A 24,801-nucleotide genomic window follows, 5' to 3' on the forward strand; every position below is an offset into this window, starting at 1 on the left:
TCTATCGAAAATCAGACTGTACAGTTCGCAATGTCCGTCCCACGTATGTTGTCCCCGCATTACCGCCGGATTGCTGACATGCTGCGCTTTACGCTTTCATCAGGTGTATTGCGCGTCGGCGACAGGATGATCTCCGCGCGTAAACTGGCCGAACGCGAGCAAGTTAGCCTCCCAACGGCACTGGAAGCACTACGTTGCCTTGAGGCCGAAGGCCTGATTGTTGCGCGTCCGCGTTCCGGCTACTTCGTTTGCCAGATATACACACCTCAGAACATACAGTCTTCCCATCATTTACCTGGCCCCGTCCCCGTGACAATGTCAGCAGTAGCCCGTTCACTATTCAGTAGCGCAGAAGCCCGCCTGGTACCACTTGGCGCAGCGTTACCCGATCCCATATGGCTGCCAACAGAAACGTTACAGCGGACACTGCAGACAGCAAGCCGCCGCCTGGAAGCACATGGGCAGAGCTACAGCCTCCCCCCGGGAAGGGCAGACCTGCGTAGAAATATAGCTGTACGCGCTGCACAGTGGGGTGCCTGTTTTGGTCCGGATGATCTCGTCATCACGGCGGGAGCGACGCAGGCACTGCGTCTGGCTCTGAGGGCTGTATGTCAGCCTGGCGATGTAGTGGCAATTGAGCAACCCGTATACTTCGGTACGCTCCTGTTGCTGGAGGACTTAGGCCTCAAGGCATTGCAAATACCCACGGATCCCGCTGAAGGTTTGTTGCTGGCACCTCTGGGTGAAGCTATCCAGCGCCATCGTCCTGCAGCCGTGTTAGCCTCGCCCACGGTGCAAAACCCACTCGGCGCCAGTATGCCCGTCACGCGCAAGCAGGAACTTGTGGCTCTGATTGAACGTGCAGGCATCCCTTTAATTGAGGACGATGTGTATGGTGATCTTGCTGGTGAGGGGCAGCGTCCTCCGGCCTGCAAGGCGTTCGACCAGAGTGGGTGTGTGATTTATTGCAGTTCATTATCAAAAACCCTTGCCCCGGGCTGGAGAATCGGTTGGGTTGCGGCAGGCCGCTACCACACACAGGTTTTGCAGGCTCGCATGTCCGGGGATTGGGCAGGCGCACCGCTGCTTGAAGCAGCCGCGAGTGATATACTGGCAAGTGGTGACTACGAGCGTCATCTGCGACGCTTGAAGCTCAGGGTCTCGGAGGGGGTACAAGCTGTTATCGCTCGGGTCAAAGCTAGCTTCCCTCCGGGCACTCGTGTTGCCATGCCGACAGCCGGTTTCTTGTTGTGGATAGAACTTCCGCATCCGCTGAATGCATTGGAGGTACATCGTCGCGCGCTGGCGCTGGGTATTGGTGTCAGTCCTGGCCTCCTGTTTTCCCCGGGGGCGGAATTTCAGAACTTCCTGCGGTTAAATTGTGCAAATGAACCCTCGCCCAGGTTGCTAAACGCAGTGGAACAGATCGGTACGCTTTGCCATGAACTGGCTGGTCAGGGCTAATGACTCATAAAATAATCCCTTTACTATCCCTGATACGGCAGAGGATAAAAGTGGGCTTGTCTTCTCTATGAGATTAATTAAGCATGATGTTAGTCACGTCCTTTTTTGGCTGTGAGTTCAATGGGCCACTTTAAGCGAAATACTCTCTAATACTGCCGTAAAAATAAAAAAAACACGCAAAAGTGGTATCTTTTACATTGTAAATTGATCTTAAAATCTTATTTTTAAACTAAATCAAAGAGTTCAAGTGCCCCATAAATATTATGTTTGGCTACGCATGGCTTAATGCGAGATAGTTTATTTTCTTTAATGAATTTATGATGCCTGTAAATCCAACAGTCAAATCTTTCGTCCCCTAAAGGGACAGACAATCGGGATTATTTGTAATACAATTAATCACGTAATTGTTATGAGGTTTTTGTATGAAAATTTATCAAGCCCAACCACATGATGTGGATACCCTCCTTCCTCTGTATCTCGGTTATCGTCGTTTCTACGAGGTCGAAGAAAACGCATCGCAAGCCAGAGATTTTATTCTCAAGCGCCTGCAGCTTAATGAATCCGTGATTTTTTACGCCGAGGTTGATGGAAAAGCGGTAGGCTTTACGCAACTCTATCCTTTGTTTTGCTCTCTCGAGATGAAGCGTATCTGGTTACTTTATGATCTGTTTGTTGATGAATCCGCTCGCAAGCTCGGTGTCGCACAGACGTTAATCTCCCGGGCGGAGCAACTGGCGAAGGAGAGCGATTCGGCATTTATTATGCTTAGTACCGCGACAGATAATACCCGAGCACAAGCGCTGTATGAGCGTAATGGCTTTGAACGGGATACTCAATTTTACGTCTATAACAAGCTGCTGTAATTTGCCTGCGCTATAACGCGAGCCGATGGGCTCGCGTTTTTTGCACGCGTTAAGTGATATTTCATGATTGATTTTGCAGGCATGATGGCAGAGCAAACGCCAGGGATATTATTCGTTTTCTGCTAAGGAGCGAGAATGGCTTTGGCTATCCGCTCACTTTCAGATTAAACAGCCGGGACAACGCCGCTTTGCCGCTATCCGTCACTCGCACTTCCCGATATCCCGGCGTGCGGGTTATCCATCCTTTCTGCTCAAACAGTGCCATCAGCGCCGATCCGGCATCGCCTCCCAGATGAAAACGTCTTTCGCTCCAGTCAAGACAGGGGCAGCAAGGCTTACGCCGTGGGCGGGCATTAAGCTCTGCGCCAAGGCGTTCAAGCTGCATTTTACCGGCTGGCGTCAGGGCCAGGCCATCGGTCGCCAGCCATTTTTCCCGCAGCATAAACTCATAAATGGTCACCGCCAGTTCACCAGCCAGATGGTCGTAGCAGGTTCGGGCGTAACGAAGATTAACCGGCGTGCTGGGGAGAAGCGTCTTATGCGCCTGCATAGAGACGCCCATCAGGTTTTCCAGCAGCGCGGCGATATGCGCGCCCGCCAGGCGGTAATAGCGGTGACGCCCCTGCGCGAGACACACCACCAGCCCGTTGCTGAGCAGTCGGGCAAGATGCCCGCTGGTGGTGGAGGCAGACACCTCGGCGACTGTGCTAAGCTCCGTGGCCGTCCATGCGCGCCCGTCCATCAGCGCGCACAGAATACTGACCCTTGACGGGTCAGAGAGGGCTGAGGCTACCATCGCCATAGAGGTTTCCAGCGCCTCCTCTGGCTCACTGTCTTGCTGCGTTTTCAGGCGATTCATTCAGAGAGTATGGCCCATTTTTTGGTCATTTCCGCTGCCCGGGTGTCATCATCGGTAATGAGAATGAGCCGGTTACGGTGGTCGCTGTACTGTACCAGAATATTAATGCCATTGCGGGCAAGGGTGTCTGCGATGTCGCCGAGTTCCCCTGGTCGTTCCTGAGGTAACTTTCTGATCAGAGGATGGCATACGCTGCTGACGACAAAGCCGGCCTCGATCAGTACCCTGCGGGCTTTCTCACCGTCTTCCACCAGAAAATGCGCATGTCCGGCCTCAGGCGTAGTGAATACGCCGCCGCCTTCGAGGCCCACGCCGTTGTTACCCAGCGCCATACCCATTGCGCCTAGTGAGCCCGGCGTGTTGCTGAGAATTACGTGAATGTCATACATCTGGCTGCGCTCCCCGATCCGATGCGTAATCCCGGAACACGCGGGCGACGCGTATTCTGTAGTAAGAAAAAATGGATGCTTTACCTTCGCGCTGGGCAGCCAGATGCCGCTCATTTTGCTGCCAGTTGGCCACCGATGCTTCATCTTCCCACCAGGATAGCGAGAGGATTTTGCCGGGCGTACTCAGGCTCTGAAAGCGCTCAATGGCAATAAACCCCGGCGTGTCTGAAAGCAAAGGCGTCAGCCCGGCCGCAAGCTGTAAATATCTTTCCTGTGCTTCTGGTAAGGCGTCGGCTTCAAAAAGTACCGCAATCATCAGTCTGCTCCGTGGTGAATGTCCCCGCAGTCTACTGACGGCCCGAGCAGGATGCTTCGGTCTGTAGCGAAGTATGCCTGAGGGGGATACCCTCAGCCACCGCGCCTGCGCGCCGAATTACCGTCCCAGAAACGCGTTACTCTGCGTTAAAGATAATAAATTCAGGCTGGTAACTGACCGGGAAATTGACCGATCGGGCGATAAAACAGACGTGATGGATCTGCTGATGAATGGCCGTGGCGGCGTCGAGATCGGTACCTGGTAATACGGTGATTTTCGGCCTGAGGGTAGCAGAAATAAAGCGACCCGCGCCCCCTTTTAACACTTCACCCGTTGCCACCGGCGAGTCCTGATATTCCATGACCGTAATGCCGGCATCGGAGGCCAGATGTAAGTACCACAGCATGTGACAGGCTGAGAGAGAAGAGAGCAGGAGATCTTCCGGGTTCATTTTGCCGGGATCGCCGCCCAGCAATGGGTCATTTGAACAATGAATGGGTTCTTTTCCCTTTACCGCGATATCCCAGGTCCGGGCATAAGCCTTGTAACCCGAAGTACCCGTGCCCTGATTGCCGGTCCATGTGATATGGCTGGTATAAGCATGTTCCATAGATTTGCCTTTTCTCTGTGGAGGGGGGGGTATGCGCTTTTCATCGCTGAGGCATCTTCCCGTTTTATTGCGTTGCCTGAACGAAGCTGCCGTTGGAATCGCAAGGTTGTCATGACGCTGATGTCAATGGCATAATGGTATACCATTTATGCGTGATGTAAAGAGAGCCAAATGAACACCGCTTCCCGTTCGACCGCCGATATTCTTGCCGGTGAGCTAAAAATCTTAATCAACAAGGGTTCATTGCGAGATGGCGACCGTCTTGTTGAGAGGGATCTGGCCAGCCAGTTTGCGGTCAGCCGTATCCCAATGAGAGAAGCGATACAGCAGCTTGAGCGCGAAGGTCTGGTTGAGATTTACAGAAATCGTGGCGCGGTGGTGAAAACGCTGACGGCCGCAGATGTCGATGAAATTTATCAGCTGCGGGCACTCCTGGAAGGTGAAGCCATTTTTTATAGCCTACAGAATATGGACCCGGAAACGCTTGCCCGGGCGGAGCTGGTGCATCAGTTGCTGAGCAGCGCCTCTGAACCCGAGCAGCAAGGGAGATATAACCGGGAGTTTCATGAACTGCTGTATGGGAAGTGTAATAATCAGCGCCTGCTGAAGATGATCGGTGAATTGCGCGAGCAGATTGAAAGATATGAGCTTTTTCAGAACAGACTGCTGTCGGATACGCTGAAATTCCAGGATGAGCATCAGCAGATCCTGATGGCCTGCCAGCAAAATAATCCACAGGAGGCGCGGGCGTATACCGTGAAACATATTCTCTCAGCAGGTGAAATCCTTCGCGCCTATATTGTAAGCCGTTAATGGTTGCGTAATGCGGCTGCGTTGTTCGCGCATAAATTGCCATCCGTATCTGCTCAGTGCTATAAGAAAAGAGCCGTTTTAATGGTGCGTATGTTTTATATGTAAGGAACAAGTGAAGGTCAGATAATGATTACGTCAGTTCAGCCAACGACCACCGTCACCACCACTACCGTAACCTGCGGTGGTGTGGGCGTATCTGTGACCGGCTCCTGACAAACAGATCCTCACTCCCCGCCAATGTGGACGGGGAGAGACCTCTCCGTTCGTGACACACTGAATGGAGACCCATCATGATTTCATCTGAGAATGCACTTTTAATTATCGATATGCAGCAGGGGCTTTTCCATGGCCCGGTATCTCCGTATCAGGCCGATGCGCTTCTGGCGAACGTTTGCCTGGTGATTGAAAAAGCGAGACAGGCTGAGGTGCCCGTCTTCTTTGCCCGCCATACCGGACCTGACGACTCTCCGTTCTCAGCACAAAGTCCATTAACTCAACTGCTGCCTGAGATGGGTGTTAACGGCGAGCGGGATATCGTCTTTATTAAAAAGTACCCTTCCTGTTTCCAGCAAACTGACCTTGCGCATCGGCTCGCCCAGGCCGGCGTAAAACAGCTGGTTATTGCCGGGATGAAAACCGAATTCTGCGTGGACACGACCTGCCGTGCGGCATCGGCGCTGGGATGGCGGACGGTGTTGATCTCGGATGCGCACTCAACCATGGATAACGAACGGTTGTCAGCGCCTGACATTATCGGCCATCACAATATCACGCTTGCCGGGCCATTTGTGACGCTATCGACTGCCGCAGAGTGGCACTTTTCTGCAGAGAAATAAGGGTGAAGAAAGGGAGCCCAATGGCTCCCGTTTGCCACGCCAATTTATCCGGTTTTACTGTGCATGGCGGCGCAGGGTGGAGGCGGGGTGCCGCCGCAGCGCCTCTTCCGGACGCACAGGGCGCCGCACCAGTTCGCCGCCACAGTTTGGGCAACGACCGTGCAGCCGCGCCGTCATGCAGTCCCGGCAAAAAGTACACTCGAACGAGCAGATAAACGCCTCGGGTGAGTCTGGCGGCAGATCTTTATCACAGCATTCGCAATTCGGGCGTAACTCGAGCATTAACTTCTCCTGTGGTTAACGGCTGTATCAGCGACGGCGGGTCAACGCATGCTGTTTTTATATCACGGCCCGAACTGGCTGCCGAGAAGGGCGGATTAACTTCTGCCTCAAAGCGTTGCCTTCCCGGGCCGCATCCCCGGCACAAGGATGACTTTGCGGCATGCCTCTTCGCGTTTCTCAAAGATCTGATAGCCGCGCGCGGCCTCCTCCAGCGGCATATGGTGAGTGACGATCTCCTCCGGGGTGAGCAGCCCTTGCTCAATTAGCGCCAGCAGGTCCGGCAGCCAGGCATGGACGTGGGTTTGCCCCATCCTGAAGGTCAGCCCCTTATCAAAGGCATCACCAAACATAAACCCATGAATGAAACCGGCGTAAACCCCGGGCACGCTGACGATACCGCCGCGGCGCACGGCGGCGATGCACTGGCGCAGGGCTTTTCCGCTGCTGCCCTCGATTTTCAGGTTGCTGAGGACGGTTTCCGTGAGGCTGCCTTTCGCCTCGAAGCCCACGGCGTCAATCACCGCGTCGACGCCGCGATGTCCCGGCGTGTTATCGATAATCCACTGCGCCGGGTCGTCATGGGTGTCGAAGTTTATCGGGATCGCGCCATAGCGCTGCTGCGCGAAATCGAGTCGGTAATCGTTATGATCGATGATAAATATCTGCTCTGCGCCATTGAGCCTGGCGCAGGAGGCGCACAGCAGGCCTACCGGGCCGGCGCCAAAAATAGCCACGCTGCTGCCGGGTTTGATCTCGGCGTTTTTTACTGCCTGCCAGGCGGTGGGCAGAATATCTGACAGAAACAGCACCTTTTCATCGGGTAAGGTGTCAGGCACTTTAAATGGTCCGGTATTGGCTTTGGGGACCCGTACATATTCTGCCTGGCCGCCCGGGATGCCGCCGTACAAATCGCTATAGCCAAACAGGGCCGCCGGTGGCGAAATGCCTTTTCGGTTGAGCGTCGCCCCCTGGCCGCTATTGGTGCTTTCGCAGGCGGCATACTGCTGCAGACGACAAAAGAAGCAGTCTCCGCAGGCGATCACAAACGGGATAACCACCCGGTCGCCTTTGCGGACCGCGGTGACCTCGGAACCCGCTTCCACCACTTCCCCCATAAATTCATGGCCGAAAATATCGCCGTGGTGCGTGCCGGGGATCTTTCCGCGGTAAAGATGGAGATCGGAACCGCAAATCGCCGTCGCGGTGACGCGCAGTATAATATCGTCCGGCGCTTCAAGGGCCGGGTCGGGCATGGTGTCGACGCTGACATGATGGGGACCATGATAAGTGAGTGCTTTCATAGCGTAGTCTCCTGGAGAAAACGGCTGACCGCATCAGGCGCAAAGGCATATTGACCTGACGCGATGGCCACCGATAAACCACCGTAAAAATAAAGCGTAGAGTACAAATAATGGAAGCGTGTGATATTTAAGTTGCTGAATGGATTTTACGCTTCGCTTATTTCACGTTTGGTTTGTTGGGTTATTTGCATATTCGGATGAAGAAGGCTAGCCTTAATCAGGCATGATATTTGCTCCATTTTTTATTTGATAGCCGCTCCCCCAGCGGCTTTTTTATTGGTCATCTTTAGAAAACTTCTGAATTTCATGCTGACGAAGCCTCGCCGCGCCGCTTCGTTATATACCTCAACAGGGGTACTTCGTCTGTATAGATAATATGAGGACTGCAGGTATTATTTCCCTGAACACAGTAAGTTAGCGGTAATGTGCCGTCTGGTTATTTTTAATGTGTTTTGTAGAATTATTCCGAATTACTGCTGAAAGATGTTGGGAAAACGGAATAATAATTTGACTCACCAGCATTACCCGCTAGATTTAAATATCGAACGACGAGTGATACGGAATGTTTTCGTATCGTACTGACATAACCAATATACATGAGGTGAAATATGGCAGAGCATCGTGGTGGTTCCGGTAATTTTGCTGAAGACCGTGAAAAAGCTTCTGAAGCAGGTCGTAAAGGTGGTCAGCACAGCGGCGGGAACTTTAAAAATGATCCGCAGCGTGCGTCCGAAGCGGGTAAAAAAGGCGGACAAAACAGCCACGGCGGTGGCCGCAAGTCCGATAATTCCTGATTATCCTTTTCCTTGCACCCTGAAGTGAAAGTATCTCCTGCGAGTCTGTACAGACTCGCAGTTATTTTCTGACTCCAGAAGGTATTTCTATGAATATGAAAAGCATTGAAGATGTATTTATTCACCTGCTCTCAGATACCTACAGCGCAGAGAAACAATTAACCCGCGGGCTGGCTAAACTGGCCAGAGCGGCGTCCAGTGAAAAACTCAGCGCGGCGTTCAATGCTCATCTCGAAGAAACCCAGGGCCAGATTGAACGTATTGACCAGATTATTGAGCAGGAATCCGGCCTGAAAATCAAACGCATGAAATGCGTGGCCATGGAAGGATTAATCGAAGAGGCCAATGAAGTTGTTGAGAGCACGGAAAAAAATGAGGTACGAGATGCTGCGCTAATTGCCGCTGCGCAAAAGGTCGAGCATTACGAAATAGCCAGTTACGGTACCCTGGTCACCCTGGCAGAACAGCTGGGCTATAAAAAAACGGTCAAATTGCTAGCCGAAACGCTGGAAGAAGAAAAGCAAACCGATGTTAAATTAACCGATTTGGCGGTAGGTAATATTAATAAAAAAGCGGAAAAATAAACGCTCCCTGACACGAGGAAATGACGATGAATCACGTTGAACATTATCATGACTGGCTACGCGATGCGCATGCCATGGAAAAGCAGGCAGAATCCATGCTGGAATCGATGGCTGGCCGTATCGATAATTATCCGGATCTCCGTGCCAGAATTGAACAGCATATTAATGAGACCAAACGGCAAATTACCGTGCTGGAAGAGATCCTCGACCGCAACGATATTTCGCGCTCGGTGATAAAAGACTCGATGAGTAAAATGGCGGCCCTTGGTCAGTCCATTGGCGGGATCTTTCCTTCCGATGAAATCGTCAAAGGCTCGATCAGCGGGTACGTCTTCGAGCAATTTGAGATCGCCTGCTACACCTCTCTGCTGGCGGCGGCTGAAAAAGCGGGCGATACCGCCGCCATCCCGGCTATCGAAGCCATTCTGGCAGAAGAGCAGGCCATGGCTGACTGGCTGATCAAACATATTCCTCAGACCACGGAACAGTTTCTCCTGCGTTCAGATGCTGACGGCGTAGAAGCGAAAAAATAACCCAGGAGGCAGGCCTATGTTTCGTCATGTGAAACAACTGCAGTATACCGTGCGCGTTGCTGAACCCAATCCGGGGCTCGCGAATTTACTGCTCGAACAGTTTGGCGGTCCTCAGGGCGAGCTGGCCGCCGCGTGTCGTTATTTCACCCAGGGATTAAGCGATGACGATCCCGGCCGCAAAGATATGCTGATGGATATCGCGACAGAAGAGCTGAGCCATCTGGAGATCATTGGCACCCTGGTCGGCATGCTGAATAAAGGGGCCAAAGGAGCCCTGGCGGAGGGTACCGAGAGCGAGGCGGAACTCTATCGTTCGCTCACCGCCAATGGCAATGACAGCCATATTACCTCGCTGCTGTACGGCGGCGGTCCCCCGCTGACCAACTCGGCGGGCGTGCCGTGGACGGCGGCCTACATTGATACTATCGGTGAACCCACCGCCGACCTGCGGTCGAATGTCGCCGCGGAGGCGAGGGCGAAGATCGTCTATGAACGCCTGATCAACGTTACCGACGATCCTGGCGTGAAAGACGCGCTGGCGTTCCTGATGACCCGCGAAGCGGCGCATCAGCTCTCTTTTGAGAAGGCGCTGCAGTCGATTCGCAACAACTATCCGCCGGGCAAACTGCCGCCCATTAGCGAGTACGCTAACACCTACTACAATATGTCTGAAGGTGGAGAAGTACGCGGCAGCTGGAACAGTGACAAACACTTCGATTATGTCAAGGAGCCGCAGCCGGCCGTGGATGGCGGAGATGGCAGCGCTTCTGTCGGCCTGACGCCAGAGCAGGAAGCGCTGTGCAAAGCGATGCTGAAGCGAACGCAGTCTGACCCGCAGGGTGATCCTTTGACCGGCGCCGAACTCGGTGCCGGTAAGCAAAACACGTCATCATCGGCTAAGTGATGTTCGCATGAGCCCCGGCTGCCGCTGGGGCGATTCACAATGATGGGTGCGGATTATGTTTGAATTTGACGCGTTTCATCTGGCCCGACTGCAATTTGCCTTTACCGTTTCCTTCCATATCCTCTTTCCGGCTATCACTATCGGCCTCGCCAGCTACCTGGTGGTGCTTGAGGGGATGTGGCTGCGAACCCGGGATAATGTCTGGCGTTCACTCTACAATTTCTGGCTGAAAATTTTCGCCGTCAATTTTGGGATGGGCGTGGTCTCCGGATTAGTCATGTCCTATCAGTTCGGCACCAACTGGAGCGGATTTTCCCAGTTTGCCGGCAGCATTACCGGCCCGCTGCTGCTGTACGAAGTGCTGACCGCCTTTTTCCTCGAAGCGGGATTCCTCGGGGTGATGCTGTTTGGCTGGAATAAAGTGCCGCCGGCGCTGCATTTTTTTACTACCTGCATGGTGGCGCTTGGCACCCTGGTCTCCACTTTCTGGATCCTCGCCTCCAACAGCTGGATGCAGACACCGCAGGGTTTTACCATCGAAAATGGCCATCTCATTCCGCAAGACTGGCTGGCGATTATCTTTAACCCCTCGTTCCCGTATCGTTTGTTTCATATGGCGATAGCCGCGTTTCTCAGCAGCGCCATGTTCGTCGGGGCCTCTGCCGCGTGGCATCTTCTGCGCGGCAACGACTCGCCGGCCATCCGCAAAATGCTGTCGATGGCGATGTGGATGGCGCTGCTGGTGGCGCCAATCCAGGCGGTGGTGGGGGATATGCATGGTCTTAACACCCTTGAGCATCAGCCAGCGAAGATCGCCGCCATTGAGGGGCACTGGGAAAACCGACCCGGCGAGGCCACGCCGCTGCTGCTGTTTGGTCTGCCGGATATGGAACAGGAGCGCACCCGCTATGGTCTGGAAATCCCCGCTCTCGGCAGCCTGATCCTCACCCACAGTCTGCATAAACAGGTGCCGGCCCTGAAAGACTTCCCGAAAGAGGACCGACCCTATTCGCCCGCCGTTTTCTGGTCGTTTCGCATCATGGTTGGGATGGGAATGTTGATGATCGCCTTGGGGATCTGCAGCGCCTGGCTGCGCTATCGGCGGCGGCTGTATCACTCGCGTCCCTTTCAGTGGTTTGCGCTCTGCATGGGGCCTGCCGGCCTTATTGCCCTGGTCGCCGGGTGGGTGACCACCGAGATGGGCCGCCAGCCGTGGGTGATCTACGGCTTGCTGCGCACCCGGGATGCGGTGTCGTTGCACAGCACGCTGCAGATGGCCATCAGCCTGCTGGTGTTTATCGTGGTCTACTGCGCGGTATTTGGGGTGGGGTATTACTACATTTTCCGGCTGATTAAAAAAGGGCCGCAACCGGTGACGGAGCTGACCTCGCAAACCGCCGGCACCCCGGCGCGGCCGCTCTCGGCGGCAGAGCCGGTGCGGGATGAGGAGAACGCATCATGAGCATCGATATCTCGGTGATTTGGTTTGTCATCATCGTCTTCGCCACGCTGATGTATATCGTGATGGATGGTTTCGATTTAGGTATTGGGATGCTGTTCAGCGTGGTGCATGATGGCGAAGAGCGCGACGTGATGGTCAACAGCGTGGCGCCCGTCTGGGATGGAAATGAAACCTGGCTGGTACTCGGCGGGGCAGGGCTGTTCGGCGCCTTTCCGCTGGCCTATGCGGTGATCACCGATGCGCTGGTCATCCCGCTGACGGCGATGCTCATCGGCCTGATTTTTCGCGGCGTGGCGTTTGAATTTCGTTTTAAAGCGGTTCCCTCGCATCGCACCTTCTGGGACTCTGCCTTCGCCGGCGGCTCGCTGCTGGCGACCTTCAGCCAGGGGATTGTCGTCGGCGCGTTTATCAACGGCTTTGCGGTGGCTGACCGCCGCTTCGCCGGTTCGACGCTGGACTGGCTTACCCCCTTTAACCTGTTCTGCGGTCTGGGGCTGGTGGTGGCCTATCTGCTGCTCGGCACCACGTGGCTGATCATGAAAAGCGAAGGCGCGCTGCAGCAGCGGATGCGCGCGCTGACCCGCAAGGTGCTGCTGGCGCTGATGGTGGTGATCGCGGTGGTCAGCGTCTGGACGCCGTTGGGCTGGCGCTACGTGGCGGAGCGCTGGTTCACGCTGCCCAATTTCTTCTGGTTCGTGCCGGTACCGATTCTGGTATTGGCGCTGAGCCTGTGGATCTGGCGCCTGAGCGCGCGCCCCGCCAGCCACGCTCGTCCCTTTATCCTGACGCTGGGCCTGATTTTCCTCGGCTTCAGCGGGTTGGGGATCAGCGTCTGGCCGAACATTATCCCGCCGCATATCTCCCTTTGGGATGCCGCCGCGCCGCCCTCCAGCCAGGTATTTATGCTGCCGGGGGCGCTGCTCATTATCCCGGTGATCCTGATGTATACCGCCTGGAGCTATTACGTCTTTCGCGGCAAAGTCTCCGGCAGCGAAGGCTATCACTGAGCCTGATTCGCGCCGGCAGGTGAGGATTTGCCGGCGCGTCGCGCCAATCGCGCGGGAATGACCGAGATAGTCGCGGACAAACCGGCGACCCGTTCCACCCCCTCGGGCAGGGTATCGATATGGATGCGCACTGGCACACGCTGCGCCAGCCGCACCCAGCTGAAGGTCGGCTCGACCTGCGGCAGGCCCAGAGCGCCGGTCTCATCATTGGTATCGCCGATCCCGTGTCCGATACTCTCCACATGGCCGGTAATGACCGGATCATACCCCATCAGCGTGATGTGTGCGGTATCGCCAACGTGGATGTGGCGCAGGCGGGTCTCTTCAAAATACCCCACCACCCAGAAACTCTGGCCATCGATAATGGCCACTTTCGTCACCCCGGCGGTGGCATAGTCGCCCGGGCGTAGCCGCAGATGGGTGACGTACCCGGCCACCGGCGTCCGCACGGTGGCATGCGCTAAATTCAGTTGCGCCAGCGCCAGTGCCGCCAGCGCGCCCTGGTAGTTAGCGGCCGCGACGCTGGCCGCGCTGGTGGTCTGTTTTAGATCTTCGCTGGAGATGACGCCCTGGATCTGCGCCCGTCGTCTGGCGGCATCCTGGCGCATCGCCATCTCCTGGCGTCGGGCTTCCACCTCCGCCTGGGCGCTACTGACCGCCAGCTTCAGCCAGCGCGGATCGATGGAATAGAGCACATCTCCCCGATTAACCCACTGGTTGTCTTTCACCGCCACGCTGGCCACCGGCCCCGAGACATCGGGGGCGATCTGCACCACGTCGGCCCGCATCCGGCCATCGCGGGTCCAGGGCGTTTGCGCCTCCTGTTTCCAGAGAATGAAAGCCAGTAGCGCGGCGGCGGCAACGGCGCCTAAGGTCAGGGCGTAGCGGCCCAGAAGAGTGAGATAGACTGTCATACGGCAAACCCCAGCGTGTTAACCTCCTGCAGGAGCAGGAAAAAGAGTGCGATATAGAGGGAAAGCCCCCACATCGGGCGGCAGGGCAAGCGGCCCAGTCCCCGGGTGGAGAAAATAAGCGGTTGCAACAGCAGCGTCGCGAGCAGGGCGATAAGGCCGACAACCAGCAGGCCGGGCAAAAATACCCCGCCCATCGCGAGATCACGCATGGCTTTGGCTCTCCTCAGGCCGGTGTAAGGCGCAATACAGGGAAATGAGCGCTTCCGCGCGCTCATATGAGGCGGCATCAGCCGGTAAACCGTGGGCCAACAGCGCGTCAACAGGCTGCGCGAGGGCCTCTATGTCCGGCTCCTGTTTAAGGGCGTCAAGCAGCGTCTGCACAGCGGTAGCCGCTTCTCGAACCACCGGCTGATAGCTACGGCGCAGGTGGATCACCGCCAGGCCGGTACGAATATCGTGCAGCATCTTGTCCAGCAGTTGACCTGCGGCCGGCCCGCTCTGCGGTAGCCGCGGCAGCAGTAAAGCGGTCCGGTCGATCATCAGATTGGTCCAGCGGTGGGCATTGTGCGCCAGTCGGCCCCGCGCGGCGCGGCGGATATCGCGACGGCACAGCGTCAGCAGACGATGGACAGCGGCATCGGCCTGCACGGTTTGCAGCAGGCGCATACCAAACGCGGCATAGCCGATGGCGACAAACAGCGCGATAGAGGTATTCATCGCCGTCGCGAAATCCCCCTGGTAGCTGGGGCCCAGTTCGCACAATATCGGCAGCGTCAGGGTGATGCCCATCGCCATAAAGGTGGTGGGCGGTCGCGCCTGCAGCGAACCGGCCAGCAGATAGACCGGGGCGAGCATCGCCGCCAGCAGGGCAAATTCGCTCACCTGCGGCAGCAGGGCGAAGCTATACAGCAGGCTGAACAGCACGCCCCACACGCAGCCGATCAGATATTTCACCAGATGCGCCGCCGGTGCATCGAAGCTGGCGAACAGGCTACAGCAGACCCCGAGGATCGAGACCGCGGTGCCGCCATCGGGCCAGGCAGAGCCTATCCAGATCAGGCAGCCGCTGAGGATGATGACGAAGGCGCCGAAGGCGGTCCGCAGGGCGCTGAGCGGATCGCGATGGAAAACATAGCCCTTTGCCGAGCGGGCGTCAGGGGGAAGGGCTGGCGAGCGCCGGTGATAAATCGCCTTCGCCAGCCGTTCGCTCTGCTGCAGGAGACGGATGGCTTCCGCCAGGTGGCGCACCAGGCTAACGCGCAGCGCCTCGTTCAGCGTCTGCGCAGGGGTGTACCGGTTGATGAGCGGCTCGCAGCGGGAGAGTAGTTCGTCGGCGGAGAGCGCCGTTCTGTCGGCTTCCGGGCCTCTCAGCCAGGTCTCTGCTTCCGCCAGCAGCATCTGCAGGTCAGCTGGCCGCTTTCCGGCTCTCTGTAAACGGTCGTGCAATTCGCCATTGACAATCAACAGTCGTGCCAGCCGGTCGTGGATCGCTTTTCTGGCCTGGCGGTGGGGAACCGAGAGGTCGTCATCCCAGGGAAGATGGTGGTTGATGCCCTGCAAAAACTGCAGGCTCAGTGCCAGCCGCAGCGTTTCCGCCGCCACCGGCTTACCGGCCAGCGTATCGGCGATCCGCTGCCGGGCGGTTGCCAGCGTCTGTGCCAGCGTGCTGTTAAACCGCCCGGCGATGCGCACCGGCAGCACGAAGCGGTGAATCAATCCGGCGCACAAGATACCGATGGCGATCTCTTCCACCCGAGTGACCGCGAGGTCAAAGATCGTCCCGGGGGCGGAGACGGCGGGAAAGCCAATCAGGCTCGCGGTGTAACCTGCCAGCAAAAAAGCGTATCCGCGCGGCGTGCGCTCAAGCAGCGACAGACACAGGCAACCCGCGATCCACAGGGCCAGCATGGCGCTACACAGGATCGGCTGGTTAACGAAGGTGGGCACGATGAAGACGGTGGCCGCCGCGCCGACGAGGGTCCCGACCAGGCGATAGACGCTGCGGCTTAGCGATGCGCCCACCGAGGTCTGCGACACAATATAGACAGTGATGATGGCCCAGGAAGGCCTTTGCAGACCGATGGATAGCGCGAGATAGTACGCCAGCATCGCCGCAGCGAAACTCTTTGCGGAAAAGAGTACCGCCTGGGCATCACTGCGCAGGACGGCTGAAGTCGATTGCGGCATGAAAGGGCGCGCGACGGCGCCTGCGGCACGCAGCCAGGAGGCCTGGCGAAAGAGGTTGATGTTCATGCTGCGGATTATTGCTGGCTTGCGCTTGCGGCGAAATACTCTATTCTGTCAAAAAATACCTGAATCTGGCCAATCGTATGCCATCACCTTTTGCCAATACGCTGTACGATCCGGACGCCGCGTCCTGTCCGGCCGTCGCCTGTCATCTTGATTTTGTCGAGTATGAAGCGGAAGTGCCGGTGCATACCCATCGCAAAGGGCAGTTGATTATTGTGCTGTATGGTGCGGTGAGCTGTCGGGCGGAAAATAACCTGTGGATTGTGCCGCCTCGCTGCGCGGTATGGATCCCGGGCGGTATTCCGCACAGTGTGTCCGCCACCTGGAACGCGCGCCTTAATTATCTGTTTATTGAACCCGGCGCTGCCGCGCTGCCTGGCAGCTGCTGCACCCTGGCGCTCTCTCCCCTGATCCACGAGCTGGTGGAGCGACTCACTCGTGAGGGGGCGGATTATGTGGCGGATAGCCATGCCGGGAGACTCACCCGGGTGACCCTTGACGAACTGGCGACCATGCCGGCGCAGCGCCTGAATCTGCCCGTCTCTGCACATCCCAAAATTCGTGCGATGGCCGACCGGCTGGTCAGCCATCCTGACGATCGCAGCACCCTGTCGGTGTGGGCGAAGCGTCTGGCGCTGAGTGAGCGCTCTCTGGCACGGGTGATGCTGCGGGAGACCGGCCTCACCTTCGGGCGCTGGCGCCAGCAGCTGCATTTGATTATTGCCCTGCAGGAGCTGGCCAGCGGCGTTTCGGTACAAAACGTGGCGACTAAGCTGGGGTATGAATCGGTAAATGCCTTTATTACCATGTTCAAAAAAACGATGGGGACGACACCAGCGCACTATTTTGCCGAACGTCAGACCGCGGCTCGTTAAGAAAACCTTGTCGGGCCGCGACGGCTGGCGTGACGCCCAACAAGGTGGCAGGGGGGCGTTTACCCTTTCGGCGACTTGATTTTAATAATAAATCGCTCGTTAACCCGGGTGATCTTCGCGCCAATATCGCCAAACTCGGTGGCGATTTTAAAAAAATCGTCCGCGTCGACATCAAAATCGAGTTCGATTTTCGGGTGTTGTCCTGTCGCCAGTAATTCATAGAAATGGTCAAGACTGCGGGCTTTTTCGCTGGGCATCTTATTTCTCCATGGTAAACCAATCAGCAGGGCGTTTATTGTTTAAAGCGTTTTCCGGATTATTCAGCAGGATGACAGAGGCGCCTGATATAAGATGATGCAATGTCATTAAGGATACGGTGGGGCGATATTATTCCATGTTGTTAAACCTGTGGCCGCGCGTTTCTCCTGGATGCCATGAGGCGCGGGGCAACCCTGCGGCGCGGGTTGATGATAGACATTTTATGATGACAAATTGATGACAGTGAAATGAACGTACAATAGCGCCGGGGTTTCTTTTCACTAAATAATGTTATTCGGTGGCTGTTAAGGCAGAACTTAACTACTTTATGGTGATAGGGCGTCATTTGGCTATGGCTAACAGTGAGGGAGCAACGATGCAATTACTTGATTTATTCGCAGGTTTATTGTGGTTAAGCAGCGTTATTTTCCTGCTGTATGTCCTTGATGTGGTCATCACCCGTTATCTGTATCGTAAATAACCGGGAAGGGGATACGCGAGGGCGCTCGGCATAGGGTACTGCGCCAGAGGATGTTATTATGACGCCGGACTGATTCAGAAAGGAATGCGCGGTGGCCGGGAGAATTGATTACGATATTGAAAAATACCAGTTTACCGAAGCCGGTGAGTCGCCACGGCTCAGAGCGCAGTGGCGTGAGGTCTTTCTGGAGTGTCGTCAGCTGCAGGCCGGGGCTGAGGAGCGTCTGCGCATTGCGCTATTGAACGTCGACTATGTCACCAGCTTCGAACTGCCTTTTCGCCTGCAGCTGGTGCGCGCGCCACAGCTGATCGCGGATGTGCGCGAGGCGCTGCAGCTCAACCGTAAAGCCGCCGTTTTCAACGGCAAACGCTACGGTTGTGTCTACAGTCTGAAGCAGGATTTACAGGCGATTCCGGAGACCTTCCAGTACCACCTGTCAAACCGTATCCGTCGCGTCGATCCGCAGGGACCGACGGCGGCCCCGTACCAGCAGATTGCCCGCGAGATAAAGCCGGCCCGGGAGCGACTTCGCCATGCGCTACTTGCCGGCTTGCCGGTTACCGCGCTTGATGCGCTATTCTGGTTCGGCAGTCAGCGGGTGGCGGCGGACATTGCGCAATTGCGTCGGTCCGGCATGGGAATTGTCACCGAAGAGGTGGAAGTCAGCGACAATCTGTTCAACACCCTCCGGCGGGTACCGGTTTATCGTCTGACCAGCGAATGATGCGGTGAGCCTTCGCCAAGCCGTTGCTTTTGCAGGCAGCTCACCATTGCCCCGTCAAACCAAACGCACTGCATTCTGCCGGTGTGCTGCGGCGCAGGTCCCAGCCACGCGCTGGCGATGAGCATTAATAGCATCAGCCCCAGCGGAATCACGTTTATTTTTTTCACTGCCTGTCATCCACTTCACTCTTCCTCGTTGCAGGGTAGCGGTAAAGTATGACGTTTTGTCGACGGGATCACATTTTTTTATTGAGGATTCATGACATGCCAGGCGAAGAGTCGCCGCAGAGATCGGCGTTATTCATATTCGGCATAATGATATGACTAAAATTGGCGGCTTGTATTTTTCATTTTTATTACACCGCTCTTTTTTACCTGGCGGGACAACGCGTGAAGTGACCATGCTTTACGCAGATTGCTCTGGTAACTGGCTGGTTTGAAACGATATTTTAATTGACATTTAAGAGAGTGTTACAGCAGTGGCTAATTTATATTAATTCAATTTACCGATCAATAAATTATATCTTGATAGCTTTTAACTATCGAATGATTATTATCGATCACTTTAAACTATTTTTGTTGGCGGAAAATATATGACATGCTTTAACCCTTTCTTATTTTTGGTATTTTTTAAATGGTTGAAGAAAACGTGAAAAATACCTCTTATCGCTTCGTTCTGGAGCCCGCTATTAGTGACGATGGCGGCTACCACTCGTGGGAATTGCTCACTAAAGATATTATAGCACCTGCACAAAATACCACCTCTGCGTCGACGTTTTCTTTCTCCACGCTCACCGAACGCGACAAGCTTGCTCTATTTATTCGGCAAATCGAGTTACTTTCCGTATTTGATTTTGCCCGGGTCGATAATAAGCCGATATCGCTGAACATTGATGATTTATTAAGCCACTTTATTCTGACGGATCGCTATCTCTGTGATTTCCTGCGCTCCTGTAAACACATTGCTCTGGAAATAAATGAGAACTTTCACGAGTTTATCGCCGGACGTGAGCTGACGGCGCTGAGCACGCTGGCGGCGCTTTGCCCGGTCTGGCTGGATGATTTTGGCCGCGGACGGACGTCCTTCCCGCTGCTCGAGCGCTTCCGCTTCGATTGTGTCAAAGTGGATAAAGATTACTTCTGGGATAAAGAAAACGACCCCGCTTTTCCCGGGCTGTTGCAGTCTATTCATACCCTGACCAGCCATGTGATCGTTGAGGGTATTGAAACCGAAAAGCAAAAACAGTTAATCAGCGCCGCCGGGGATATCATTGGACAGGGCCGTTACTGGAAGGATGAATATATCTTTCTGTGCTGCTGACCCGGGATCTGATTTCTGTTTCTTACCATCCTTTTTTTATCCAGTTTTAAATTAACCCTTTGTTACAGATAGTCTTTATTAGCGCAGTGATAATCGCCTCTCATTTTCTTTTCTGAAGGATCATTCACTGTGAATACTCGCTTGCGTAACACCCTGCTCGCCATTGCGCTGACCACCTGCTTTACGGCAGCCAGCCAGGCGTCGACCTCCGCCGACGTACCGTCTGTCTCGCAGGATCCGGTCGTCCAGCACCTGAAGCTGAGTGAAGAGCAGGTCGCCAAAATCCAGACGCTGCGTCAGGGATTCGAAAATAATGTAATCCAGATTAAAATCAGCGGCTATCAGGATGGTGCCCTGGCAGACGTTATTCACTCCGGAAAATGGGACGACGCTAAGGTCAAACAGCAGCTGGCCGCCTTTGGCCAGTTGGACCAGCAGGTGCGATATTATCGTGTGAAATACTACTTCGACGTGAGCCAGGTGCTGACCCCCGAGCAGCGTGAGCAGGTGAAAAAAGACCTTTCCGCCGCGATCAACTAACCCTGCGTCAGCCACCCGTTGCAGGTGATACTGGCTCGGAAGATGCCGCCGTGCTCCGGCGGCTATCACCTGATTTTACTGACCGTGGTTTTTTTCCAGCCGGGCAAAATACTCCGGCGCAAACGGACGCGGATCGACATCGGCAAACGGTGCGCGCTCGAAGTGTGATTTTAGCGCCCACGGCACCGTGCAATCGAAAATCGTCTTGCAACTGATACCCTCTCCGCGGATCGACGTGCTGTATGCCGGGGTCTGGGAAGGATCCAACTGGTGACCACGAATGCCGGGGATCGTCGTGATGCTGACATCCCCCTGCATGCGGGTGGTCATGGCCCACAGGATATCGTCGCTGTCAAAGATATCGACATCTTCATCGACCAGAATGATATTTTTCAGCTCGGAATAGGTCGCCAGTGCTACCAGCGCGGCCTGCCCCTGACGCCCTTCGTCGGCGGGCTGGCGTTTTTTCACCTGCAGGATCCCGAGGAATTTACCGCCGCCCGCGGTGTGGGCGTAGACATTTTGTAAAAAGCCCGGGATAGCGGCTTCAACGGCATTCCAGATACTGGCTTCCGTTGGCAGCCCGGCGAGGGTGGTATGCTCTTCGCCCGGCCCTACCAGCGTCTGCAGAATCGCATTGTTTCGCATGGTCACCGCTTTGACTTTTATCACCGGCAGCGACGGATTGGCGCCGCCGCAGTAGCCAGGAAACTCCGGCATCGCGTGGCCGCTGTTGGTGTGCTGATCCTCTCTGACGCGTACGCCCGGCAGCAGTTCCCCTTCGATAACGATCTCGGCGCGAGCGATGGCTTTCTCCGGGACGCTGACGCCCTGTACCAGCTCTACCGGACGCTGACGCAGCGCGCCGGCGACGCCCAGTTCGTTATAGCCAAACGGGGTGGTCGGCGCTTCAAAGCAGGCGCCGATATAGATAGCCGGATCGAGTCCCATATTGATGGTTATCGGCAGCGGTTTGCCAGCGGCCTCGGCTTTCTGGCGAAACACTTCGATATGGCGGCCAGCGGCGAGAAACATCGACAGCTCATCCCGGCCCTGGACGCACAAGCGGTGGATGGTGACGTCGGTGAGCGAGGCGTCGTCGGGATCGCTGGCCAGCGCCAGGCCCAGGCAGAAGAAGGGACCGGCGTCGATCGGGGTGTTGGTGGGCGCCGGGAGCAGGGTGCGCAAATCAAAATCCGGATCGTCGGCCAGAAAGACCTGTTCCTGACAGGGGGCGCTGCTGGCCGGAACGACCACCGGCGCGACCGGTTTTTTCACCGCTTTGCCTACTTCCAGCGCCAGCTGTGAGGCTTCGCAGCCCAGCAGCAGCGCGGCCCGCTGGCGGCTGGCGTGCATGCCCACCAGGATGCGCGAGTGCGGATAGCCCTTAATATTGTTAAACATCATCGCCGGGCCGATGCGGGTGGGGCGCTTCACGGTGCCGCCCGCGCCGATGTGGCGATAGACGCCGGCCAGCTCAGCGTTAGGGTCAACCGGATGATCGGTTTCGAGGTACTGATTGTCATGCTGTTGCAGCAGCGCGATAGCGTCGCGCAGATCCTGAATCGGTGCGGTCATGATGTTCTCCTTAGCGTGTCGATGCGGATAGTATGCTTCGCAGGCTAATGGTTATCAATTGCATCATTCATGCGTTATTGATAAGATTTTTATTATCAATTTACTCCGCGGAGTTCGGCCATGTCTTTTCGAGCGTTACGCCATTTTGTGGTCGTTGCTGAAGAATTACATATGCATCGGGCGGCGGAGCGGTTACATATCGCCCAACCCGCCCTCAGCCAGCAGATTAAACAACTCGAGCAGCGCCTGGGCGTGGTGCTCTTCTCTCGCGCTAACCGGCGCTTGACCCTTACCGCCGCGGGCGAGGCCTTCTTGCAGAAGACGCGGCTGGCGCTGGAGATGGCCGATCAGGCGGTCCTGGACGCCCAGCGCACCGCGCGAGGCGAGCAGGGGAGATTGCATCTGGGTTATGTCTCCAGTGCGATGTATGACAGCAAACTGCCGGGGCTCCTGCGCGAGCTGCGCGCCGACTGGCCGGGGATTGAGCTGTCGCTGGTGCAGGGTGATGTGCAAATGCTGTATGAAGCGCTGCTGGATCTGCGTCTGGATATCGCTATCATCCGCGCGCCGTTGGCTTCACCACCGGACGCGTTGGTGGTCAGGCCATTTGTGCGGGAAAAACTGTGTCTGGCGCTCTATCAACAGCATCCGCTGGCAGGCGTGGGGGCGCTCAATCTCGCCTCGCTGCGCACTGACAACTGGATCTCGCTTGACGATCCGCAGGGCACCGGACTGGAGCAGGTGTTTATTGACGCCTGTCGCGTCGCGGGCTTTACGCCGCAGGTGGTGCAGCGAATTAACGACGTCACCTCGATGATTAGCCTGGTCTCCGCTGGGGTGGGGGTGGCGCTGGTTCCGGTCTCGGCGCGGGCCTTACGCCTTGATAACGTGGTGTATATCGATCTCCAGGACCGGCTGGCGGAGAGCGAGCTGAGCATGGTTTACCACCGCCATCTCCGTTCGGCGGTGGTGCGGAAAGTTATCTCGCTGCTCAATGCCACTGAGCCATCATCCCGGTTAGCCGGTCTTCAGGCGACCAAAGCTGACAATTCTTGAGCGGCCCAGCTCTTTCGCCCGGTACAGCGCGGCGTCCGCTGCGCGCAGCAGGCTGTCGCTTTGGGTGTGCTGCGGGTAGCTGGCGATGCCAATCGATACATCCACCTGGCCTATCTCGGTCAGACCATCGCGCAGCGTCATATTGTGCACCTGGGTGTAGATCTCGCTGGCGCACTGGTGCGCCTCGGCTTCGTCAATGCCGGGTAGCAACACTAAAAACTCCTCGCCGCCGTAGCGGAAAGCCATGCCGATATCGCGCACCGCGCGCTGCACAATGGTCGCGACGCTCTTAATCACCAGATCCCCGGCCTCATGGCCGTAGCGGTCATTGATGGCTTTGAAGTGATCGATGTCAATCATCAGGCAGCTCAGCGGGGTGTGGGTATGGACCGCCAGCGCCATCTGCGAGTGCAGCGCTTCATCAAGATGATGGCGATTACGCAGGCCGGTCAGCGAATCGAACAGCGCTTTTTCCAGCAGGGCGCTGCGTAAACGCTGATTGGCGAGCGCCAGCCCCAGCGCTTCGGCCATCAGCTCCAGGTAAGCCCGGGAAGGGGCGTCACTGGCGGTGACGTTCTGAAAGCTCAGCAGACCGATCGCTTCGCCCTGGGCGATGAGCGGTACGCAGAGGGACTGGCCGGCGTGCGCCTCCGGCAGATGATAGCAGGTGATATCGGGCTCACCCTGCACCGGCGGATGGCTGAGTCCCCGACGTATCGCCCAGCAGTCGTCGGGAGCAAAGGGCGTCGTCTCCTCGGCGGGCGACAGCCACTGCGCCACGCAGCGCATCTGCCACGGATCGGTATCCAGAATATACAGTTTACCGGGGATCGTCGGGGCGATGTTCGGCGCGAACAGCTCCGCCACCTTAATCACATCCTCAATGGTTTCACAGCCCTGCAGGCGCTGGGTCATACGCGCCAGCAGTTCACGGATCGCCCAGTCGGCGTCGCGTTGCTGTTCCAGCTGCTGGCGGGCCAGACCGTTCTCGCGAAAAATGCGGATAGCCTGAGCCATATCGCCAATCTCATCCACCTGGGTGAACTGCGGCGTCTCCACCGCATAATCCTGGGAGGCGAGACGCTGCACCACATCGCTCAGGCGCACCACCGGATACAGTACCCGGCGTTTGAGAATGAAGCCGAGGACAAACAAAAACATCAGGGCGGTCAGGCCGACCATGATTTCCGACAGGGTGCGCCAGGTCCGCGAGCGCTCGGTGGCTTGGTCAATGGCGGCGGCGGCGCGATGCTCAAGCATCAGGCGGAAGTGATCGATCTGCGTCTGCATTCGTTCCAGTTCGGTCTCATACGCTTTGCCGTACAGCACGGCGATGGCCGCTGGCGCATCGCCGCGGGCGACATGCGTCAGGGCCGCCTGCTGCTCATCCTGCAGCTCATCGGCGATCTGCAGGCCATCGTGCAGTAGTGCCAGCTCCTCGCGGCTGGCGCCGTTATCTTTCAGCCTGGCCAGCCGCTGCTCAATGCTCTTGTTGGCCTGCTGCAGCTGCTGATACTGCGTAAGCGTCTCCGGCGAAGGCTTAACCACGTACAGCCGGGCGAGGTCAGACTGCGCCCAGGCGTCGTTTTCCACCTCGTCGGAGAGGGTATCAAAGACCTGGCGCTGCTGTACCGCCTGGCGTTCGACGCGGTCGGCGCTGGAGGCCATGAGCATGGCGCTGCCGGATGCCAGCGTCAGGCCGACGGTGATCCCGTAAGCCCAGTTGGTGATGGTGGCGATTCTCACCCTGTATTTCCTTGCATGCAGATGAAGCTGTTTTAATTATAG

28 protein-coding genes are annotated in these 24,801 nt (G+C 56.4%); 15 read left to right on the forward strand and 13 right to left on the reverse strand.

The genetic code is table 11. The annotated features are described in order from the left end of the window. The first annotated feature begins 30 nt into the window (after positions 1-30). Positions 31-1,464, forward strand: coding sequence for a PLP-dependent aminotransferase family protein (locus tag CWM58_RS00185; RefSeq protein WP_061155035.1), 1,434 nt, complete (start codon positions 31-33; stop codon positions 1,462-1,464). Between the two features lie 422 nt (positions 1,465-1,886). Next, complete coding sequence (locus CWM58_RS00190) at positions 1,887-2,327, forward strand: GNAT family N-acetyltransferase (protein ID WP_061155034.1); 441 nt, start codon at positions 1,887-1,889, stop codon at positions 2,325-2,327. Positions 2,328-2,472: 145 nt separating this feature from the next. Here CWM58_RS00190 and CWM58_RS00195 read toward each other — a convergent pair whose 3' ends face one another. The 4 genes from CWM58_RS00195 to CWM58_RS00210 form a co-directional block, all read right to left on the reverse strand. Further along, positions 2,473-3,186, reverse strand: coding sequence for an ArsR/SmtB family transcription factor (locus CWM58_RS00195; protein WP_100679904.1), 714 nt, complete (start codon positions 3,184-3,186; stop codon positions 2,473-2,475). After that, on the reverse strand, positions 3,183-3,575 hold the full coding sequence (locus tag CWM58_RS00200; RefSeq protein WP_100679905.1) for an amino acid-binding protein: 393 nt from the start codon (positions 3,573-3,575) through the stop codon (positions 3,183-3,185). Before CWM58_RS00200 ends, CWM58_RS00195 begins: the two co-directional genes overlap by 4 nt. Further along, positions 3,568-3,891: an antibiotic biosynthesis monooxygenase family protein gene (locus CWM58_RS00205; protein WP_012542151.1), complete on the reverse strand. Its 324-nt coding sequence runs from the start codon at positions 3,889-3,891 to the stop codon at positions 3,568-3,570. The genes CWM58_RS00200 and CWM58_RS00205 overlap by 8 nt, the downstream gene beginning before the upstream one ends. A gap of 136 nt (positions 3,892-4,027) precedes the next feature. Beyond that, positions 4,028-4,501, reverse strand: coding sequence for an OsmC family protein (locus tag CWM58_RS00210; protein ID WP_100679906.1), 474 nt, complete (start codon positions 4,499-4,501; stop codon positions 4,028-4,030). 171 nt (positions 4,502-4,672) lie between these two features. On the opposite strand from CWM58_RS00210, the gene CWM58_RS00215 reads away from it, so the two are divergent. Beyond that, complete coding sequence (locus tag CWM58_RS00215) at positions 4,673-5,314, forward strand: GntR family transcriptional regulator (protein ID WP_100679907.1); 642 nt, start codon at positions 4,673-4,675, stop codon at positions 5,312-5,314. 290 nt (positions 5,315-5,604) lie between these two features. Beyond that, positions 5,605-6,150 (forward strand): cysteine hydrolase family protein, encoded by a 546-nt coding sequence (locus tag CWM58_RS00220; RefSeq protein ID WP_100679908.1) that lies wholly within the window; start codon positions 5,605-5,607, stop codon positions 6,148-6,150. 54 nt (positions 6,151-6,204) lie between these two features. On the opposite strand, the gene CWM58_RS00225 is transcribed toward CWM58_RS00220, so the two are convergent. Further along, positions 6,205-6,432: a DUF1272 domain-containing protein gene (locus CWM58_RS00225; protein ID WP_012542149.1), complete on the reverse strand. Its 228-nt coding sequence runs from the start codon at positions 6,430-6,432 to the stop codon at positions 6,205-6,207. A gap of 107 nt (positions 6,433-6,539) precedes the next feature. After that, on the reverse strand, positions 6,540-7,733 hold the full coding sequence (locus CWM58_RS00230) for a zinc-dependent alcohol dehydrogenase (RefSeq protein ID WP_074386279.1): 1,194 nt from the start codon (positions 7,731-7,733) through the stop codon (positions 6,540-6,542). A 608-nt stretch (positions 7,734-8,341) separates the two neighbouring features. On the opposite strand from CWM58_RS00230, the gene CWM58_RS00235 reads away from it, so the two are divergent. The 6 genes from CWM58_RS00235 (at position 8,342) to cydB (ending at position 13,017) form a co-directional block, all read left to right on the forward strand. Further along, positions 8,342-8,527 (forward strand): general stress protein, encoded by a 186-nt coding sequence (locus CWM58_RS00235; protein ID WP_004150795.1) that lies wholly within the window; start codon positions 8,342-8,344, stop codon positions 8,525-8,527. An 89-nt stretch (positions 8,528-8,616) separates the two neighbouring features. After that, positions 8,617-9,111, forward strand: a complete 495-nt coding sequence (locus CWM58_RS00240; protein WP_100679909.1) for a ferritin-like domain-containing protein — start codon at positions 8,617-8,619, stop codon at positions 9,109-9,111. A 26-nt stretch (positions 9,112-9,137) separates the two neighbouring features. Further along, on the forward strand, positions 9,138-9,644 hold the full coding sequence (locus tag CWM58_RS00245) for a ferritin-like domain-containing protein (protein WP_061155027.1): 507 nt from the start codon (positions 9,138-9,140) through the stop codon (positions 9,642-9,644). Positions 9,645-9,660: 16 nt separating this feature from the next. Continuing rightward, positions 9,661-10,548, forward strand: coding sequence for a manganese catalase family protein (locus CWM58_RS00250; RefSeq protein WP_100679910.1), 888 nt, complete (start codon positions 9,661-9,663; stop codon positions 10,546-10,548). 55 nt (positions 10,549-10,603) lie between these two features. Next, positions 10,604-12,010, forward strand: coding sequence for a cytochrome ubiquinol oxidase subunit I (locus tag CWM58_RS00255; RefSeq protein ID WP_061155025.1), 1,407 nt, complete (start codon positions 10,604-10,606; stop codon positions 12,008-12,010). Continuing rightward, on the forward strand, positions 12,007-13,017 hold the full coding sequence (gene cydB, locus CWM58_RS00260) for a cytochrome d ubiquinol oxidase subunit II (RefSeq protein WP_100679911.1): 1,011 nt from the start codon (positions 12,007-12,009) through the stop codon (positions 13,015-13,017). Before CWM58_RS00255 ends, cydB begins: the two co-directional genes overlap by 4 nt. Here cydB and CWM58_RS00265 read toward each other — a convergent pair. From CWM58_RS00265 to CWM58_RS00275, 3 genes are read right to left on the reverse strand one after another with little or no spacing between them, the layout of a single operon-like run. After that, positions 13,011-13,931: an HlyD family secretion protein gene (locus CWM58_RS00265; RefSeq protein ID WP_100679912.1), complete on the reverse strand. Its 921-nt coding sequence runs from the start codon at positions 13,929-13,931 to the stop codon at positions 13,011-13,013. The genes cydB and CWM58_RS00265 overlap by 7 nt on opposite strands. Then, complete coding sequence (locus tag CWM58_RS00270; protein WP_100679913.1) at positions 13,928-14,140, reverse strand: DUF1656 domain-containing protein; 213 nt, start codon at positions 14,138-14,140, stop codon at positions 13,928-13,930. The genes CWM58_RS00265 and CWM58_RS00270 overlap by 4 nt, the downstream gene beginning before the upstream one ends. Next, positions 14,133-16,184 carry an FUSC family protein gene (locus tag CWM58_RS00275; protein WP_100679914.1) on the reverse strand — a complete coding sequence of 684 codons (2,052 nt, stop codon included), beginning with the start codon at positions 16,182-16,184 and terminating at the stop codon, positions 14,133-14,135. The genes CWM58_RS00270 and CWM58_RS00275 overlap by 8 nt, the downstream gene beginning before the upstream one ends. A 77-nt stretch (positions 16,185-16,261) precedes the next feature. Between CWM58_RS00275 and CWM58_RS00280 the strand changes: the two genes are divergently transcribed. Continuing rightward, entirely contained in the window at positions 16,262-17,056 is a 795-nt protein-coding gene (locus tag CWM58_RS00280; RefSeq protein WP_100679915.1) for an AraC family transcriptional regulator, read from the forward strand. Positions 17,057-17,115: 59 nt separating this feature from the next. Here CWM58_RS00280 and CWM58_RS00285 read toward each other — a convergent pair whose 3' ends face one another. Continuing rightward, on the reverse strand, positions 17,116-17,313 hold the full coding sequence (locus CWM58_RS00285; protein WP_061155019.1) for a hypothetical protein: 198 nt from the start codon (positions 17,311-17,313) through the stop codon (positions 17,116-17,118). A gap of 573 nt (positions 17,314-17,886) precedes the next feature. Here CWM58_RS00285 and CWM58_RS00290 point away from each other — a divergent pair. Then, complete coding sequence (locus CWM58_RS00290; protein WP_100679916.1) at positions 17,887-18,519, forward strand: DNA-binding protein; 633 nt, start codon at positions 17,887-17,889, stop codon at positions 18,517-18,519. Here the strand turns inward: CWM58_RS00290 and CWM58_RS28020 are convergent. Further along, complete coding sequence (locus CWM58_RS28020; RefSeq protein WP_133122399.1) at positions 18,498-18,686, reverse strand: hypothetical protein; 189 nt, start codon at positions 18,684-18,686, stop codon at positions 18,498-18,500. The two genes, CWM58_RS00290 and CWM58_RS28020, sit on opposite strands and share 22 nt — an antisense overlap. Before the next feature lie 466 nt (positions 18,687-19,152). On the opposite strand from CWM58_RS28020, the gene CWM58_RS00295 reads away from it, so the two are divergent. After that, complete coding sequence (locus CWM58_RS00295; RefSeq protein ID WP_061155017.1) at positions 19,153-19,839, forward strand: EAL domain-containing protein; 687 nt, start codon at positions 19,153-19,155, stop codon at positions 19,837-19,839. A 129-nt stretch (positions 19,840-19,968) separates the two neighbouring features. Continuing rightward, a complete protein-coding gene (locus tag CWM58_RS00300) occupies positions 19,969-20,379 on the forward strand; it encodes a Spy/CpxP family protein refolding chaperone (protein WP_100679917.1) in 411 nt (136 codons plus the stop codon). Between the two features lie 75 nt (positions 20,380-20,454). Here CWM58_RS00300 and CWM58_RS00305 read toward each other — a convergent pair whose 3' ends face one another. Next, a complete protein-coding gene (locus CWM58_RS00305; RefSeq protein ID WP_100679918.1) occupies positions 20,455-21,957 on the reverse strand; it encodes a UbiD family decarboxylase in 1,503 nt (500 codons plus the stop codon). Between the two features lie 120 nt (positions 21,958-22,077). Here CWM58_RS00305 and CWM58_RS00310 point away from each other — a divergent pair, with 120 nt between their 5' ends. Continuing rightward, entirely contained in the window at positions 22,078-23,013 is a 936-nt protein-coding gene (locus CWM58_RS00310; protein ID WP_100679919.1) for a LysR substrate-binding domain-containing protein, read from the forward strand. Here CWM58_RS00310 and CWM58_RS00315 read toward each other — a convergent pair. Then, on the reverse strand, positions 22,975-24,759 hold the full coding sequence (locus tag CWM58_RS00315; protein ID WP_100679920.1) for a sensor domain-containing diguanylate cyclase: 1,785 nt from the start codon (positions 24,757-24,759) through the stop codon (positions 22,975-22,977). The genes CWM58_RS00310 and CWM58_RS00315 overlap by 39 nt on opposite strands. Positions 24,760-24,801: the final 42 nt, after the last annotated feature.

Source organism: Klebsiella sp. H-Nf2 (assembly GCF_002806645.1).
Lineage (GTDB): Bacteria > Pseudomonadota > Gammaproteobacteria > Enterobacterales > Enterobacteriaceae > Klebsiella > Klebsiella variicola.

What these genes read in the sequence shown, in the direction of transcription:
- CWM58_RS00185 (WP_061155035.1), top strand. Translation starts at nt 31, where the DNA reads ATGTCCGTCCCACGTATGTTGTCCCCGCATTACCGCCGGATTGCTGAC.
- CWM58_RS00190 (WP_061155034.1), top strand. Translation starts at nt 1,887, where the DNA reads ATGAAAATTTATCAAGCCCAACCACATGATGTGGATACCCTCCTTCCT.
- CWM58_RS00195 (WP_100679904.1), bottom strand. Translation starts at nt 3,186, where the DNA reads ATGAATCGCCTGAAAACGCAGCAAGACAGTGAGCCAGAGGAGGCGCTG.
- CWM58_RS00200 (WP_100679905.1), bottom strand. Translation starts at nt 3,575, where the DNA reads ATGTATGACATTCACGTAATTCTCAGCAACACGCCGGGCTCACTAGGC.
- CWM58_RS00205 (WP_012542151.1), bottom strand. Translation starts at nt 3,891, where the DNA reads ATGATTGCGGTACTTTTTGAAGCCGACGCCTTACCAGAAGCACAGGAA.
- CWM58_RS00210 (WP_100679906.1), bottom strand. Translation starts at nt 4,501, where the DNA reads ATGGAACATGCTTATACCAGCCATATCACATGGACCGGCAATCAGGGC.
- CWM58_RS00215 (WP_100679907.1), top strand. Translation starts at nt 4,673, where the DNA reads ATGAACACCGCTTCCCGTTCGACCGCCGATATTCTTGCCGGTGAGCTA.
- CWM58_RS00220 (WP_100679908.1), top strand. Translation starts at nt 5,605, where the DNA reads ATGATTTCATCTGAGAATGCACTTTTAATTATCGATATGCAGCAGGGG.
- CWM58_RS00225 (WP_012542149.1), bottom strand. Translation starts at nt 6,432, where the DNA reads ATGCTCGAGTTACGCCCGAATTGCGAATGCTGTGATAAAGATCTGCCG.
- CWM58_RS00230 (WP_074386279.1), bottom strand. Translation starts at nt 7,733, where the DNA reads ATGAAAGCACTCACTTATCATGGTCCCCATCATGTCAGCGTCGACACC.
- CWM58_RS00235 (WP_004150795.1), top strand. Translation starts at nt 8,342, where the DNA reads ATGGCAGAGCATCGTGGTGGTTCCGGTAATTTTGCTGAAGACCGTGAA.
- CWM58_RS00240 (WP_100679909.1), top strand. Translation starts at nt 8,617, where the DNA reads ATGAATATGAAAAGCATTGAAGATGTATTTATTCACCTGCTCTCAGAT.
- CWM58_RS00245 (WP_061155027.1), top strand. Translation starts at nt 9,138, where the DNA reads ATGAATCACGTTGAACATTATCATGACTGGCTACGCGATGCGCATGCC.
- CWM58_RS00250 (WP_100679910.1), top strand. Translation starts at nt 9,661, where the DNA reads ATGTTTCGTCATGTGAAACAACTGCAGTATACCGTGCGCGTTGCTGAA.
- CWM58_RS00255 (WP_061155025.1), top strand. Translation starts at nt 10,604, where the DNA reads ATGTTTGAATTTGACGCGTTTCATCTGGCCCGACTGCAATTTGCCTTT.
- cydB (WP_100679911.1), top strand. Translation starts at nt 12,007, where the DNA reads ATGAGCATCGATATCTCGGTGATTTGGTTTGTCATCATCGTCTTCGCC.
- CWM58_RS00265 (WP_100679912.1), bottom strand. Translation starts at nt 13,931, where the DNA reads ATGACAGTCTATCTCACTCTTCTGGGCCGCTACGCCCTGACCTTAGGC.
- CWM58_RS00270 (WP_100679913.1), bottom strand. Translation starts at nt 14,140, where the DNA reads ATGCGTGATCTCGCGATGGGCGGGGTATTTTTGCCCGGCCTGCTGGTT.
- CWM58_RS00275 (WP_100679914.1), bottom strand. Translation starts at nt 16,184, where the DNA reads ATGAACATCAACCTCTTTCGCCAGGCCTCCTGGCTGCGTGCCGCAGGC.
- CWM58_RS00280 (WP_100679915.1), top strand. Translation starts at nt 16,262, where the DNA reads ATGCCATCACCTTTTGCCAATACGCTGTACGATCCGGACGCCGCGTCC.
- CWM58_RS00285 (WP_061155019.1), bottom strand. Translation starts at nt 17,313, where the DNA reads ATGCCCAGCGAAAAAGCCCGCAGTCTTGACCATTTCTATGAATTACTG.
- CWM58_RS00295 (WP_061155017.1), top strand. Translation starts at nt 19,153, where the DNA reads ATGGTTGAAGAAAACGTGAAAAATACCTCTTATCGCTTCGTTCTGGAG.
- CWM58_RS00305 (WP_100679918.1), bottom strand. Translation starts at nt 21,957, where the DNA reads ATGACCGCACCGATTCAGGATCTGCGCGACGCTATCGCGCTGCTGCAA.
- CWM58_RS00310 (WP_100679919.1), top strand. Translation starts at nt 22,078, where the DNA reads ATGTCTTTTCGAGCGTTACGCCATTTTGTGGTCGTTGCTGAAGAATTA.